Source organism: Burkholderia metallica (assembly GCF_001718555.1).
GTDB classification, from domain to species: Bacteria; Pseudomonadota; Gammaproteobacteria; order Burkholderiales; family Burkholderiaceae; genus Burkholderia; species Burkholderia metallica.
Genome location: NZ_CP013403.1, coordinates 782,529 through 797,392 on the forward strand (window position 1 = coordinate 782,529; position 14,864 = coordinate 797,392).

12 protein-coding genes are annotated in these 14,864 nt (G+C 68.9%); 11 read left to right on the plus strand and 1 reads right to left on the minus strand.

Going from position 1 to position 14,864, the window contains the following annotated elements; translation table 11 throughout:
- The first annotated feature begins 38 nt into the window (after window positions 1-38).
- The 10 genes from WJ16_RS23265 to WJ16_RS23310 all read left to right on the plus strand — a co-directional run bounded on the left by WJ16_RS23265 (window position 39) and on the right by WJ16_RS23310 (window position 12,843).
- The gene (locus tag WJ16_RS23265; protein ID WP_069259424.1) at window positions 39-1,412 is read left to right on the plus strand and encodes an undecaprenyl-phosphate glucose phosphotransferase; all 1,374 of its coding nucleotides are present in this window, start codon (window positions 39-41) and stop codon (window positions 1,410-1,412) included.
- A 66-nt stretch (window positions 1,413-1,478) separates the two neighbouring features.
- On the plus strand, window positions 1,479-2,891 hold the full coding sequence (locus tag WJ16_RS23270; RefSeq protein ID WP_069259425.1) for a UDP-glucose dehydrogenase family protein: 1,413 nt from the start codon (window positions 1,479-1,481) through the stop codon (window positions 2,889-2,891).
- Window positions 2,892-2,922: 31 nt separating this feature from the next.
- Window positions 2,923-3,366, plus strand: coding sequence for a low molecular weight protein-tyrosine-phosphatase (locus tag WJ16_RS23275; protein ID WP_069259426.1), 444 nt, complete (start codon window positions 2,923-2,925; stop codon window positions 3,364-3,366).
- The gene (locus WJ16_RS23280; RefSeq protein WP_069259427.1) at window positions 3,360-4,538 is read left to right on the plus strand and encodes a polysaccharide biosynthesis/export family protein; all 1,179 of its coding nucleotides are present in this window, start codon (window positions 3,360-3,362) and stop codon (window positions 4,536-4,538) included. Before WJ16_RS23275 ends, WJ16_RS23280 begins: the two co-directional genes overlap by 7 nt.
- A 51-nt stretch (window positions 4,539-4,589) precedes the next feature.
- The gene (locus WJ16_RS23285; protein WP_069259428.1) at window positions 4,590-6,815 is read left to right on the plus strand and encodes a polysaccharide biosynthesis tyrosine autokinase; all 2,226 of its coding nucleotides are present in this window, start codon (window positions 4,590-4,592) and stop codon (window positions 6,813-6,815) included.
- Between the two features lie 64 nt (window positions 6,816-6,879).
- Window positions 6,880-7,839 carry a glycosyltransferase family 2 protein gene (locus WJ16_RS23290; protein WP_069259429.1) on the plus strand — a complete coding sequence of 320 codons (960 nt, stop codon included), beginning with the start codon at window positions 6,880-6,882 and terminating at the stop codon, window positions 7,837-7,839.
- Window positions 7,840-7,882: 43 nt separating this feature from the next.
- The gene (locus WJ16_RS23295; protein ID WP_069259430.1) at window positions 7,883-9,019 is read left to right on the plus strand and encodes a glycosyltransferase family 4 protein; all 1,137 of its coding nucleotides are present in this window, start codon (window positions 7,883-7,885) and stop codon (window positions 9,017-9,019) included.
- 10 nt (window positions 9,020-9,029) lie between these two features.
- On the plus strand, window positions 9,030-10,496 hold the full coding sequence (locus WJ16_RS23300; protein ID WP_069259431.1) for an O-antigen ligase family protein: 1,467 nt from the start codon (window positions 9,030-9,032) through the stop codon (window positions 10,494-10,496).
- A complete protein-coding gene (locus WJ16_RS23305; RefSeq protein WP_069259432.1) occupies window positions 10,493-11,677 on the plus strand; it encodes a glycosyltransferase family 4 protein in 1,185 nt (394 codons plus the stop codon). Before WJ16_RS23300 ends, WJ16_RS23305 begins: the two co-directional genes overlap by 4 nt.
- On the plus strand, window positions 11,677-12,843 hold the full coding sequence (locus tag WJ16_RS23310) for a glycosyltransferase family 4 protein (RefSeq protein ID WP_069259433.1): 1,167 nt from the start codon (window positions 11,677-11,679) through the stop codon (window positions 12,841-12,843). The genes WJ16_RS23305 and WJ16_RS23310 overlap by 1 nt, the downstream gene beginning before the upstream one ends.
- A 96-nt stretch (window positions 12,844-12,939) precedes the next feature.
- Here the strand turns inward: WJ16_RS23310 and WJ16_RS23315 are convergent, their stop codons facing one another.
- Window positions 12,940-14,175, minus strand: a complete 1,236-nt coding sequence (locus WJ16_RS23315; protein ID WP_069259434.1) for an MFS transporter — start codon at window positions 14,173-14,175, stop codon at window positions 12,940-12,942.
- A gap of 153 nt (window positions 14,176-14,328) precedes the next feature.
- Here WJ16_RS23315 and WJ16_RS23320 point away from each other — a divergent pair, with 153 nt between their 5' ends.
- Complete coding sequence (locus WJ16_RS23320) at window positions 14,329-14,799, plus strand: winged helix-turn-helix transcriptional regulator (RefSeq protein ID WP_069261099.1); 471 nt, start codon at window positions 14,329-14,331, stop codon at window positions 14,797-14,799.
- Window positions 14,800-14,864: the final 65 nt, after the last annotated feature.

Here is a 14,864-nt window from a genome sequence, read left to right on the forward strand (position 1 = left end):
AGCTGTTCGGCAAACGCCTGTTCAAAGAGGAAGCGGACATGTTGAGCGTGCTGGCGAGAGTCATCGATATCGCGATGGTCGTGACGGGGGCGCTGATCGCCGCCGCGCTGCACGGCGGCAGCATCTGGCTCAACGACCTGCAGCGCACGATGATGCTGTTCGATTGCCTGCTCGTCGTCGTGTGCTTTCCCGCCTTCGGCATTTACCAGTCGTGGCGCGGCAAGCGTCTCGTCGGGCTGGTGGGGCGGGTCGCGTTCGCGTGGCTCGTGGTCGAGCTCGCGGGCATCCTGCTGAGCTTCAGCTTTCATCAGTCGGGCGACCTGTCGCGGCTGTGGCTCGGTTACTGGGCGCTCGCGACGATGGGGCTGCTCGCCGGCTCGAAGGCGTGCGTGCACGTCGTGCTGCGGCAGCTGCGCCGCGGCGGCTACAACCTGAAGGCGGTCGCGATCGTCGGCGGGACGCCGGCGGCGCGGCGGCTGATCGCGCAGATGCGGGCACGGCCGGAAGCCGGCTTCAATCCGGTGTGCGTGTACGACGAAAGCGAAGCGCCGGGCGAAGTCGCGCTCGACGACGTGCGCATCGAGCGGCAGTTCGAATCGCTGGTGTGGCTGGTGCGCAGCCGCGCGATCAGCGAGCTGTGGCTCACGCTGCCGATCACGCAGGAGCGCCGGATTCACCAGATCGTCACGGTGTTCCGCCACGACTTCGTGAATATCCGCTTCATCCCGGACGTGCGCACGCTGTCGTTCTTCAACCAGGAAGTGGTCGAGGTGCTCGGCGTGCCGGCGATCAACCTCGCGGCGTCGCCGATCACCGACGTGCGGATCCTGCCGAAGTTCGTGTTCGACCGGCTGTTCGCGCTGGCCGCGCTCACCGCGCTCGCGCCGGTGATGGTGCTGATCGCCGGGCTGATCAAGCTGACCTCGCGCGGGCCGGTGTTCTTCCGCCAGAAGCGCAAGGGCATCGACGGGCACGAGTTCGAGATCTACAAGTTTCGCTCGATGAAGGTGCACGAGGAAGCGGCCGGGCAGGTGACGCAGGCCACGAAGAACGACTCGCGCGTGACGCCGGTCGGCCGGTTCCTGCGCCGCACGAGCCTCGACGAGCTGCCGCAGTTCATCAACGTGCTGAAGGGCGAGATGTCGGTGGTCGGCCCGCGCCCGCATGCGCTCGCGCACGACGACATCTACAAGGATCTGGTCAAGGGCTACATGTTCCGCTACCGGATCAAGCCGGGCATCACCGGGTGGGCGCAGATCAACGGCTTTCGCGGCGAGACCGACCAGATCGAGAAGATGATGGGACGCGTGAAGCTCGATCTGTACTACATGCAGAACTGGTCGTTCTGGCTCGACATCAAGATCGTCGTGCTGACGCTCTGGAAAGGCTTCACCGGCAGCAACGCTTACTGACGCAGTGCCGCTCCGGCATTCCGGTTTTACGAATTTCGAATCATTGGTCAAGAGGTCCGACACATCATGAATCTGACTATCATCGGCAGCGGCTACGTAGGACTCGTCACCGGCGCGTGTCTGGCCGACATCGGGCACGACGTGTTCTGTCTCGACGTCGACCAGGCAAAGATCGACATCCTGAACAACGGCGGCGTGCCGATCCACGAGCCGGGCCTGAAGGAAGTCATCGCGCGCAACCGCTCCGCGGGCCGCCTGCGCTTTTCGACCGACATCGAAGCAGCAGTGGCGCACGGCGACGTGCAGTTCATCGCGGTCGGCACGCCGCCCGACGAGGACGGCTCGGCCGACCTGCAGTACGTGCTCGCGGCGGCGCGCAACATCGGCCGCTACATGACGGGCTTCAAGGTGATCGTCGACAAGTCGACGGTGCCGGTCGGCACGGCCGAGCGCGTGCGCGCGGCGGTGGCCGAGGAACTCGCGAAGCGCGGCGGCGACCAGATGTTCTCGGTCGTGTCGAATCCGGAATTCCTGAAGGAAGGCGCGGCGGTCGACGATTTCACGCGGCCGGACCGCATCGTGATCGGCTGCGACGACGACGTGCCGGGCGAGCGCGCGCGCGAGCTGATGAAGAAGCTGTACGCGCCGTTCAACCGCAACCACGAACGCACGCTGTACATGGACGTGCGCTCGGCCGAGTTCACCAAGTATGCGGCGAACGCGATGCTCGCGACCCGCATCTCGTTCATGAACGAACTCGCGAACCTCGCCGACCGCTTCGGCGCGGACATCGAGGCCGTGCGCCGCGGGATCGGCTCCGACCCGCGCATCGGCTATCACTTCCTGTACGCGGGCTGCGGCTACGGCGGCTCGTGCTTCCCGAAGGACGTCGAGGCGCTGATCCGCACGGCCGACGAGCACGGGCAGGCGCTGCAGATCCTGAAGGCCGTGTCGTCGGTCAACGCCACGCAAAAGCGCGTGCTCGCCGAGAAGATCGTCGCGCGCTTCGGCGAGGACCTGACCGGCCGCACGTTCGCGATCTGGGGCCTCGCGTTCAAGCCGAACACCGACGACATGCGCGAAGCGCCGAGCCGCGAGCTGATCGCCGAGCTGCTGTCGCGCGGCGCGCGCGTCGCCGCGTACGACCCGGTCGCGCAGAAGGAGGCACGCCGCGTGATCGCGCTCGATCTCGCCGATCACCCGGACTGGCTCGCGCGCCTGAGCTTCGTCGACGACGAGGCGCAGGCCGCGCGCGATGCCGACGCGCTCGTGATCGTCACCGAATGGAAGGCGTTCAAGAGCCCGGATTTCGTCGCGCTCGGCCGCCTGTGGAAAACGCCGGTGATCTTCGACGGCCGCAACCTGTACGAGCCGGAGGCGATGAGCGAGCAGGGCATCGAATACCACCCGATCGGCCGGCCGGGCTCGCGCCAGGCCATCGCCGCCCGCGTGCCGGGCACCGCGCCCGCGAGCGCGTAACCCGTTTCCCCGTCACTCGTCACGAGGCGCCATGTTCCGGAACATCCTGATCGTCTGCCACGCGAACGTCTGCCGCAGTCCGGCAGCGGAAATGCTGTTCAAGTCGCACGCCGCGTCGCGCGGCGGCCCGCGTCCGACGTTCCACTCGGCCGGCGTGCATGCGAACGACGGCGACGGCATCGATCCGGTGATGCGGCAGTTGCTCGCCGAGCGGGGCGTCGATGCGACGCCGCACCGCTCGCGGCGGCTGTCGCGCCGGCTCGTGCGCGACGCCGACCTGATTCTCGTCAGCGAGCGCGGACAGATCGCGGCCGTCGAATCGGTCGACCCGTTCGCGCGCGGCAAGGTCCACCTGCTCGGCAAGTGGGAAGGGGCCGAGATTGCCGACCCGCACGGCGGCCCCGAGGCCGATTACCGCGAGAGCTACTCACTGATCGAACGTCTGGTTCAAGGATGGCTACAGAAACTATGCTGAAACGCCCGATGCGCCCGGTGGCGCTTGCCGTCGCGCTGACGACTTTCCTGTCGGCCTGTGCAACCGCGCCCGGCAACTATCTCGACTCGTCGAACCTGAAGGACGAAGGCCGGCAGCAAGCGGCCGAGACCTATCCGGTTCATTACATCGACGCGAAGGTGGTGATGGACCAGCTGCAGAAAGCGCAGGTCGACCATCCGCTGCCGCCCGGACGCTACACCGATCCGTCGCAATACGTGTATCGCGTCGGCCCGCAGGACATCCTCGGCGTGACCGTCTGGGACCACCCCGAGCTGACGACGCCGCAGGGCCAGTCGTTCTCGAGCGGCGGCAACACGACGCAATCGGTCGCGGGTGCGCTGCAGCAGCCGTATACGACCGCGCTGCCGGGCCAGGCCGATCCGTACGGCCAGACGGTGGCCGCCGACGGCACGATCTTCTTCCCGTTCGTCGGCCGCATCCACGTGGCCGGCAAGACGGTCGCGCAGATCCGCGAGCAGATGGCCGCGACGCTCGCGCGCTACGTGAAGAATCCGCAGCTCGACGTGCGCGTGCTGTCGTTCCGCAGCCAGAAGGTGCAGGTGACGGGCGAGGTGAAGCAGCCGGGCCCGCTCGCGGTGAGCGACGTGCCGCTGACGCTCGTCGACGCGATCTCGCGCTCGGGCGGCTCGACCAACGAAGCCGACCTGCAGCGCGTGCGCCTCACGCGCGACGGCAAGCTCTACACGCTCGACGCGAACGGCGTGCTCGATCGCGGCGAGGTGAAGCAGAACGTGATGCTGCAGCCGGGCGACATCGTCAACGTGCCGGACCGCAGCGACAGCCGCGTGTTCATCATGGGCGAGGTCAAGACGCCGGTCACGGTGCCGATGCTCAAGGGCCGGCTGACGATCGCCGATGCGCTGACCGCGGGCGGCGGCATCCTCGACACCGACGCGAACCCGCGCAAGATCTACGTGATGCGCGGCATGCGCGACAACCCGACCAAGCCCGAAGTGTTCCGCCTCGACATGACGCAGCCCGATGCGTTGATGCTGTCGAGCCGCTTCCCGCTTCAACCGCTCGACGTCGTGTACGTCAGCACGGCCAGCTCGGTGCAGTTCAACCGCGTACTGCAGCAGGTGCTGCCGACGATCCAGACGATCTTCTACATGCGGCAAATCACGCGCTGATAGCCCGCCGGGGCGGCGCCCGCCTCCCCGGCACCACTCAAGCGGGAACGAATGGTGAACACGCAAGCGAAACACTCCTACGCAGACCTGAGCGCGAAAACCGAGGAAGAGGACGTCGTCCTCGGCCAGTTGCTCCAGGTGATCATGGACGACATCTGGCTGCTGCTCGGCATCGCGGTGACGGTTGTCGCGCTCGCCGGCCTCTACTGCTACATCGCGAAGCCGGTCTACCAGGCCGACGTGCACGTGCGGGTCGAAGGCAACGACAGCACGACGCAGGCGCTCACGCAGACGCAGACGGGCGCGATGATCAACAGCGGTCCGCAGCAGGCGCCGACCGATGCGGAAATCGAGATCATCAAGAGCCGCGGCGTGGTCGCGCCGGTGGTCGAGCAGTTCAAGCTGAACTTCTCGGTCGTGCCGAAGACGCTGCCGGTGATCGGCAGCCTCGCCGCGCGCGTCGCGACGCCGGGCCAGCCGGCGCGGCCGTGGCTCGGCCTGAAGTCGTATGCGTGGGGCGGCGAAGTCGCCGACGTCGATTCGATCAGCGTCGTGCCCGCGCTCGAAGGCAAGAAGCTGACGCTGACGGCCGGCCCGAACGGCACCTATTCGGTCGTCGATCCGAGCGGCATGCGGCTACTGTCGGGCCATGTCGGCGAATCGTCGCAGGGCGGCGGCGTGACGCTGCTCGTGTCGAAGCTCGTCGCGCGCCCCGGCACGCAGTTCACGGTGGTGCGCTACAACGACCTCGACGCGATCAGCGGTTTCCAGGCCGGCATCCAGGTGACCGAGCAGGGCAAGCAGACGGGCGTCGTGCAGATTTCGCTCGAAGGCAAGGACCCGGACCAGACCGCCGCGATCGCGAACGCGCTCGCCCAGTCGTACCTGAATCAGCACGTGATCGCGAAGCAGGCCGAGGCGACCAAGATGCTCGACTTCCTGAAGAGCGAGGAGCCGCGCCTGAAGACCGATCTCGAACGCGCGGAGGCCGCCCTCACGCAGTACCAGCGCACGTCGGGCTCGATCAACGCGAGCGACGAGGCGAAGGTCTACCTCGAGGGCAGCGTGCAGTACGAGCAGCAGATCGCCGCCCAGCGCCTGCAGCTCGCGTCGCTCGCGCAGCGCTTCACCGATTCGCATCCGATGGTGATCGCCGCGAAGCAGCAGCTCGCGGAGCTGCAGGCCGAGAAGGACAAGTTCAGCAACCGCTTCCGCAGCCTGCCGGCTACCGAGGTGAAGGCCGTTCAGCTGCAGCGCGACGCGAAGGTCGCCGAGGACATCTACGTGCTGCTGCTGAACCGCGTGCAGGAACTGTCGGTGCAGAAGGCCGGCACGGGCGGCAACATCCATCTCATCGATTCGGCGCTGCGTCCGGGCGACCCGGTCAAGCCGAAGAAGGTGCTGATCCTGTCGGCGGCGGTTTTCCTGGGGCTGATCCTCGGCACGGGCGTCGTGTTCCTGCGCCGCAACCTGTTCCAGGGCATCGAGGATCCGGACCGCATCGAGCGCGCGTTCAACCTGCCGCTGTACGGGCTGGTGCCCCAAAGCGCCGAGCAGGTGAAGCTCGACGCGCAGGCCGAGAAGGGCGGCAGCCGCACGCGTCCGATCCTCGCGAGCCTGCGTCCGAAGGATCTGAGCGTCGAGAGCCTGCGCAGCCTGCGCACCGCGATGCAGTTCGCGATGATGGACGCGAAGAACCGCGTGATCGTGCTGACGGGCCCGACGCCGGGCATCGGTAAGAGCTTCCTGACGGTCAACCTCGCGGTGCTGCTCGCCCATTCGGGCAAGCGCGTGCTGCTGATCGACGCCGACATGCGCCGCGGCGTGCTCGACCGCTACTTCGGCCTCACGTCGCAGCCGGGGCTGTCCGAGCTGCTGAGCGACCAGTCGGCGCTCGAGGAGGCCGTGCGCGAGACACCGGTGCAGGGCCTGTCGTTCATCTCGGCCGGCACGCGCCCGCCAAACCCGTCGGAGCTGCTGATGTCGACGCGCCTGCCGCAATACCTCGAAGGGCTCGGCAAGCGCTACGACGTCGTGCTGATCGATTCGCCGCCGGTGCTGGCGGTGACCGACGCGACGATCATCGGCCGGATGGCCGGCTCGACCTTCCTCGTGCTGCGCTCGGGCATGCATACCGAAGGCGAGATCGCCGACGCGATCAAGCGCCTGCGCACCGCGGGCGTCGACCTGGAAGGCGGGATCTTCAACGGCGTGCCGCCGAAGGCGCGCGGCTACGGCCGCGGCTATGCGGCCGTGCACGAATACCTGAGCGCCTGACCCGCATCGCACGTAACCGGGCGGGCGGCGCACGCCGCGCGCCCGGCCGACAGGAGAACCAACGATGAAAATTTCCGTGCTCGTTCCGACCTATCGGCGTCCCGCCGACCTCGCGCGCTGCCTGCTGGCGCTGCAGCGGCAGCATCGGCTGCCCGACGAGGTGATCGTCGTCGCGCGCCCGGAGGACGATGCCACGCACGAACGGCTCGCCGATCCGGCGGTCGGCGGCGCGCTGCCGCTGCGCATCGTGCCGGTCGACGTGCCGGGCCAGGTCGCCGCGCTGAACAAGGGGCTCGACTCGGCGAACGGCGACATCGTCGCGATCACCGACGACGACGCGGCACCGCATCCCGACTGGCTCGCCCGCGTCGAGTCGGTGTTCGCCGCCGATCCGCGCGTGGGCGCGGTCGGCGGGCGCGACTGGGTCCACGAGAAGGGCCGCGTGCTCGACGAATCGCGCGAACGCGTGGGGCAGCTCACGCTGTCCGGCAAGATCGTCGGCAATCATCATCTCGGCGTCGGCGGCCCGCGCGAAGTCGACATGCTCAAAGGCGCGAACATGAGCTACCGCCGCGCCGCGATCGAGCGGCTGCGCTTCGACACGCGGCTGCGCGGCGCCGGCGCGCAGGTGCACAACGACATGGGTTTCAGCATGCGCGTGCGGCGCGACGGCTGGAAGCTCGTCTACGACCCGGCGATCGCGGTCGATCATTTTCCGGCCGAACGCTTCGACGACGATCGGCGCGATGCCGCGTCGCTGAATGCGATCAGCAACGGCGCGTACAACCTGCACCTGATCCTGCGCGAGCACTTGCCGCCGCTGAAGCGCGAGATCGCGTGGTGGTGGTGGACGCTCGTCGGGACGCGCGTCTACCCGGGCCTCGCACACGTGCTGCTGTCGCTGCATACGACGAAGCGCGAGCGGATGCGCGAGCACTGGCGCGCGGTGCGCCGCGGCGCGCGCGACGCCCGCCGCGCGAACCTTGCCCCCCATCGTGCGGCGATGCCGCCGGTGACGTCTTGAACGGCCTGCGCGCCTCGCGCGCGGCCACCCACGGAGGGCTCGCATGACTGCAACGAACGTCCACGTCCATCTGTTTCACGGCGCCGATCCGCGTACCTACCGGAAAGGCGAGAACATCGGCTGCCTGTACGGCTATCACCACGCCGAGTCCGCCGAATTCCGGCTGACCTATTCGCAGGACGGCGGCGAGAACCGTGTCGTCGGCCTCGCGCGCCGCGCGCTGAAGGCGGCGCTCGGCTTCGACCTCGTGCACGCGTGGCGCAACCGCGCCGCGCTGCTGAACACTGACGTGATCTGGACGCACACGGAACAGGAGCATCTCGCCGCGTCGCTGATCCTGAAGCTCGCCGGCGAGCGGGGCAAGCGCCCGCTGCTGCTCGCGCAGAGCGTGTGGCTGTTCGACAAGTGGGGCAGCTTCGGCGGTCCGCGCCGCTGGCTGTATCGCAAGCTGATCGCGCGCGCCGATGCGCTGACCACGCTCGCCCGCGACAACGCCGAGCTGTGCCGCCGCTATCTCGGCCGCGACGCCGAGTTCGTGTACTACGGGCTGAATACGCAGGACTTCCCGCTCACCGAGCCGCGGCAATGGCACCCGAACCGGCCGCTGCGGATCGCGGCGATCGGCAACGACCGCGACCGCGACTGGCGCACGTTCCTCGCCGCGTTCGGCGGCGACGCGCGCTACGACGTGCGGCTCGCGACGCGCCGCCGCGTGCCGCGCGAGTGGCACGCGCCGAACGTGCAGATCGGCTCGGCGTCGGGGCTCGCGAAGCAGCACGAGCTGTATGCGTGGGCCGACGTGATCGTCGTGCCGCTGCGGCCGAACTTCCACGCGTCGGGCATCACCGTGATGCTCGAGGCGGCAGCCGTCGGCAAGCCGATGATCGTATCCGACGTGGGCGGGCTCAGCGACTACTTCCCGCACGATACGGCTGCCTACGTGCCGGCGTTCGACGCGCAGGCGATGCGCCAGGCCGCCGATCGCTTCGTCGCCGATCCGGCCGCGGCGCTCGATTGCGCGCGGGCCGCCGCCGCGTGCCTGCGCGAACGCGACCTGACCACGCAGGCGTTCGCCGAGCAGCATGTGCGGATCACGCGCGACATGCTGCGCCGGCGCCGCACGCCGGCGGCCGCGGGCGTGGCGATGCCGCTCGCGGATTCGCACCCGTCGTCGCGGTGAGCGCGGATCGATGAGTACGATCGCCGCCGAACGCGCCCCGTCGCGCAACCGCCGCCGCCTGCCCGAACCGAAGCACTGGGTCGGGCAGGCGGGGCTGTGGACGTTCACCGCCGCGCTGATCGCCATTCACCAGGGCAAGGTGCTGACGCTCGCGTTTCCGGTGCTGGCCATCGCGGTCGGCCTGTGGCTGTATTTCAAGAGCCCGGCGCGCTACGTCGGCTTCATGTGGTGGGTGTGGTTCCTGAGCCCGGAAGTGCGGCGTCTCGCCGACTGGTCGAAGGGCGCGTTCACGCCGACGAGCCTGATCCAGGTCGCGCCGCTCGCGGTGACGATGATCGCCGGCCTCGGTCTGATCCGGCATTACCGCGTGCTCGCGCAGCGGCGCGGGATTCCGATCCTGCTGATGCTGTTCGGGCTCGCGTACGCGTACCTCGTCGGGATCGTGTCGAGCGGCGTGATGGCCGCGACCTACGACCTCGCGAACTGGGTGTACCCGGTGCTGATCGGCTTTCACATCATGGTCAACGCGCGCGACTACCCGGAGTACCGCGACGTGCTGCTGTCCACGTTCATGTGGGGCGCGCTCGTGATGGGCCTGTACGGCATCGTCCAGTATTTCGTGATGCCGCAGTGGGACGTCCTGTGGATGATCGGTTCCGACATGGGTTCGCAGGGCGAGCCGGTGCCGTACGGCGTGCGCGTGTTCAGCACGATGAACTCGTCGGGGCCGTTCGCGTTCGCGATCATGGGCGCGCTGGTGTTCGTGTTCGCGGCGCCGCAGAAGATCCGCTGGTTCGCCGGCGTGGCCGGTTTCGTGTCGTTCGCGCTGTGTCTCGTGCGCTCGACCTGGGGCGGCTGGGTGATCGCGCTCGCGATCCAGCTCGCGCAGTCGAACAACCGCGTGCGGATGCGCATCCTGATCAGCGGCGTCGTGCTGGTCGGGCTGTGCGTGCCGTTGCTGACCGTCGGGCCGGTGGCCGATCGTCTCGGCCAGCGTCTGCAGTCGATCACGAACCTGAAGGACGACCGCAGCTACGACGACCGCAACAAGTTCTACGCGACCTTCGCGCAGACGGCGTTCACCGACGTCGCCGGCGAAGGGATGGGCGCGACGGGGGCATCCACGAAGCTGTCGAGCGACAGCGGCGAGCTCGGCAAGTACGGCAGCTTCGACAGCGGCGTGATGAACGTGCCTTTCGTGCTCGGCTGGCCCGGCACGCTGCTGTATCTCGCCGGCGTCGCGATGCTGTTCGGCCGCACGCTGCGCGCGGCGTTCAGGCTGCGCAAGGACAAGTTCGTCGCCGCGTGCCTGAGCCTGTGCCTGTCGACCCTCGCGATGCTCGTGTTCACGAACTCGCTGATCGGCACGGGCGGCCTGCTGATGTTCACAGCCATTTTTTCGATTCTTTCCGCGGCGCACTGGCAAAAGACGCAACGCCAGCTGGCCGCCGCGCGTTTACGGGGAGGCGACCATTGAGAATCGCAATCGTCACGCACGTCGTGCGACATAACGACGGGCAGGGCCGCGTCAATTACGAAATCGCGCGCGCGGCGCTGGCCGAAAACTACGAGGTCACGCTGGTCGCGTCGTACGTCGCGCCCGAACTGCTGGCCGACCCGCGCGTGCGCTGGGTGCCGGTGAAGGTCGGCGGCTTCTGGCCGTCGAATCTCGTCAAGCAGCAGGTGTTCGCGCTGAAGAGCGCGGCGTGGCTGCGCGCGCATCGCGACGCGTACGACGTGCTGCACGTGAACGGCTTCATCTCGTGGATCAAGGCCGACGTGAATACCGCGCACTTCGTGCACGGCGGCTGGTTCAAGAGTCCGTACTATCCGTTCGGCCCGACCAAGGGGCTGTGGTCGGCTTACCAGTACGTCTACACGCGCGTGAACACCACGCTCGAGCGCTGGGCATACCGGCGCTCGCGTGCGATCACGGCCGTGTCGCAGAAGGTGGCCGACGAGATCGCCGGGCTCGGTATCGACAGCCGCAAGATCAGCGTGATCTACAACGGCGTCGACGGCAGTGCGTTCGCGGGCGCACAGGCCGACCGCGCGGCGTTCAAGCTGCCGGACGACGCGTTCCTGCTGCTGTTCGTCGGCGATTTGCGCACGCCGCGCAAGAACCTCGGCACCGTGCTGAAGGCGCTGACGAAGCTGCCGGAGAACGTGCATCTGGCGGTGGCCGGCTATCTGCCCGGCAGCCCGTATCCGGACGAGGCGCGCGCGCTCGGCATCGCGTCGCGCGTGCATTTCCTCGGTCTCGTGAAAAACATGCCGACGCTGATGCGCTCGGTCGACGCCTACGTGTTCCCGTCGCGCTACGAAGCGATGAGCCTGTCGCTGCTCGAGGCGATGGCGGCCGGGCTGCCGGTCGTCACCGCGCGCACCGCGGGCGGCGCGGAAATCATCACGCGCGAATGCGGGATCGTGCTGGAGGACCCGGACGATCCGGCGGCGCTCGCACAGGCGATCGGCTCGCTCGCGGCGTCGCGCGACACCTGTCGCGCGATGGGCGACGCGGCCCGTGAACTGATGACCGGCTTCGGCTGGGCGCACATGGGCGCCCAGTATGTCGCGCTTTACCGGCGCATCGGCCAACCCTCGCAGCCGACCGCTTTCGAGCGGGTCGAGCCTGCGCTCACGCAGGAGCACTCTTGATGTCCCACTCTTCCCGGCCGATCAAATCGTTGCAAATCGGCATGCACTGGTTTCCCGAGCGCGCCGGCGGCCTCGACCGGATGTACTACTCGCTCGTCGGCGCGTTGCCGGGCGCGGGCGTCGAGGTGCGCGGGCTCGTCGCCGGCTCGCCGAAGGTCGCCGACGACACGGCCGGTGCGATCCAGGGCTTCGGCCCCGCGTCGGAGTCGCTCGCGCGCCGGATGCTCGCCGCGCGGCGCGCGCTGCGCGAGCAGATCCGCAGCGAGCGGCCCGACGTGATCTCGTCGCACTTCGCGCTGTACACGTTCCCGGGCCTCGACGTCACGCGCGGGATTCCGCAGGTGTCGCACTTCCAGGGGCCGTGGGCGGACGAAAGCCAGGTCGAAGGCGCCGCGTCGCTCGGCCAGCGCGCGAAGCGCTATCTCGAACAGGCCGTCTATACGCGTTCGTCGCGGCTGATCGTGCTGTCGCAGGCGTTCGGCCAGATCCTGACGAACCGCTACGGGATCGATCCGTCGCGCGTGCGCGTGATTCCCGGCTGCGTCGATACCGCGCAGTTCGACACGCCGCTCACGCCCGGCGAGGCGCGCCACAAGCTGCAACTGCCGCAGGACCGGCCGATCGTGCTGGCCGTGCGCCGGCTGGTGCGGCGCATGGGGCTCGAGGATCTGATCGACGCGATCGGCCTGCTCCGGCACCGCCACCCGGACGTGCTGCTGCTGATCGCGGGCAAGGGCAAGATCGGCGAGGAACTGCAGCAGCGCATCGATGCGGCCGGGCTGCAGGACAACGTGAAGCTGCTCGGCTTCGTGCCCGATCACCATCTCGCGGCGCTGTACCGTGCGGCGACGGTCAGCGTCGTGCCGACGGTCGCGCTCGAAGGCTTCGGGCTGATCACCGTCGAATCGCTCGCGTCCGGCACGCCGGTGCTGGTCACGCCGGTCGGCGGGCTGCCGGAGGCGGTGGCGGGGCTGTCCGACGATCTCGTGCTGCCGTCCACGGGCGCGGGCGCGATCGCGGAAGGGCTCGGCGCCGCGCTGTCGGGTGCGATCACGCTGCCCGACGCCGCCGCGTGCAAGCGCTATGCGCGCGATCATTTCGACAACGCGGTGATCGCGCGGCGCGTGGCCGGCGTGTACGAAGAGGCGATCCAGGCGGCCGGCTGAGCGCGCCCATCCGGCGCGAGGCGTGCGCGCCGGTTCGCATGCGGGCCGCTCACGGCGGGCCGGCGTTCTTCATGCAACACACGGCGCCGGCGCGCGTCACGCGCGCCTGAGCGTCGCGGCCCAGACGCCGAGCGCCGCCACGCTCACGACCGCGCCGAGCACGCAGACGCCCGTCCATCCCGCGCGCGCATACATCATCGTCGACGCAATCGCGCCGAGCCCGCTGCCGGCTGAATAGAAGAGCATGTAGCAGCCGACGAGGCGCGCATGCGCATCGGGTCGTGCGCCGAGAATCAGGCTCTGGTTCACGACGTGGACGGCCTGCCCGCCGACGTCGAGCAGCACGATGCCGACGATCAGCAGTGCAATCGACGTATCGCCGAACGCGAGCGGCAGCCACGAACACGCGAGCAGCGCGAGCGCGGCGCCGGTCGTCGCTTCGCCGCGCCCGCGATCGGCGAGCCGGCCCGCACGGGCCGCCGCCGCCGCGCCCAGTGCGCCGACGAGGCCGAACGCGCCGATTTGCGTATGCGACATCGCATGCGGCGGCGCGCTCAACGGCAGCACGAGCGCGCTCCAGAAGATGCTGAATGCCGCGAACATCAGCAGCGCGATCGCGCCGCGCACGCGCAGCACGCGTTCGTCGCGCAGCAGCGACACCATCGATCGCAGCAGCGCCGCGTAGCCGATGCGCTCGCGCGGTGCGCGCTCGTCCGGCAGCAGCCGCGACAGCACGACGAGCATCGCGATCGCGAGCGCGCCCGACACGAGATAGACGGCCCGCCAGCCTGCGAGATCGGTGACGACACCGGCCAGCGAGCGCGCGGCCAGCAACCCGACCACCACGCCGCCCTGCGCGGCGCCCACCACGCACCCGCGTTCGCCCGCGCCCGCGAGGGCGGCCGAGCAGGCGATCAGCCCTTGCGTCATCGCGGTGCCGAGCAGCCCGACGGCGACCATGCCCGCCAGCAGCGCGACGCGCGTCGACGACGCGGCCACGCCGAGGCAGGCCGCCGTCAGCAGCAGAAGCTGCACGGCGATCAGGCGCTTGCGGTTCAGCCGGTCGCCGAGCGGCACGACGAACAGCAGCGCGAGCGCACAGCCGAGCTGCGTCGCGGTGATGACGCCGCCGACGGCCGCCTGCGACACACCGAAATCCCGCGCGATCGAGTCGAGCAGCGGTTGCGCGTAGTAGACGTTCGCGACACTCGCCGCGCAGCAGACGGCCAGCAGCGCGACACGTGCCGCGGACAGGCGGCCGCCGTCGGCCGGGGGCGCCGCATGCGCAGCGGCGTTCGATGCAGCGGTGCCGGTATGACAGGAAGACGCCACGGGTTCCCTCGTGCAAAGTAGTTGCAAATTAAAACTGGTTTGGAGTGTAGGGAAAGTAGTTTTAAAATGCAACCTGTTGTGCGGCGGGCGGCAGCTCGCGCACGGGTGGCCGGCGCTGCCGCGACGGCGGCCGGCACGAATGCGGAGAGGAACATGGCCAGGCAGAAAAGTCTTGCGGATTCGCCGTGCCCGGTGGCGCGGGCGACCGATATCGTCGGCGATCGCTGGGCGTTGCTGATCGTGCGCGACGCGTTCGACGGCGTGCGTCGCTTCGGCGATTTCCGCGCGAGCCTCGGCGTCGCGAGCAACATCCTGTCCGACCGGCTCCGGATGCTGGTGGACGCCGGCGTGTTCGACGTCGTGCCGGCGTCGGACGGCAGCGCATATCAGGAGTACGCGCTGACCAGAAAGGGCGAGGGGCTCTTCCCGGTGATCGTGATGCTGCGGCAGTGGGGCGAGGCGAACCTGTTCGCGCGCGGCGAGCCGCATTCGGTGCTGGTCGATCGCGGCACCGGGCGCGCGATCCGCAAGCTCGCGCTGCGGCACGACGACGGCCGGCCGTTGAAGGCGGCCGAGACGGTCGTGAGGAAGCTCGGCGACGAGGCCGCCAAGACGCGCCCCTGAGCGTCGTGCGAACGGGCGACACCGTCGGATAGACTGTCGCGATCGTCATCGACCGGAGCCGCCTC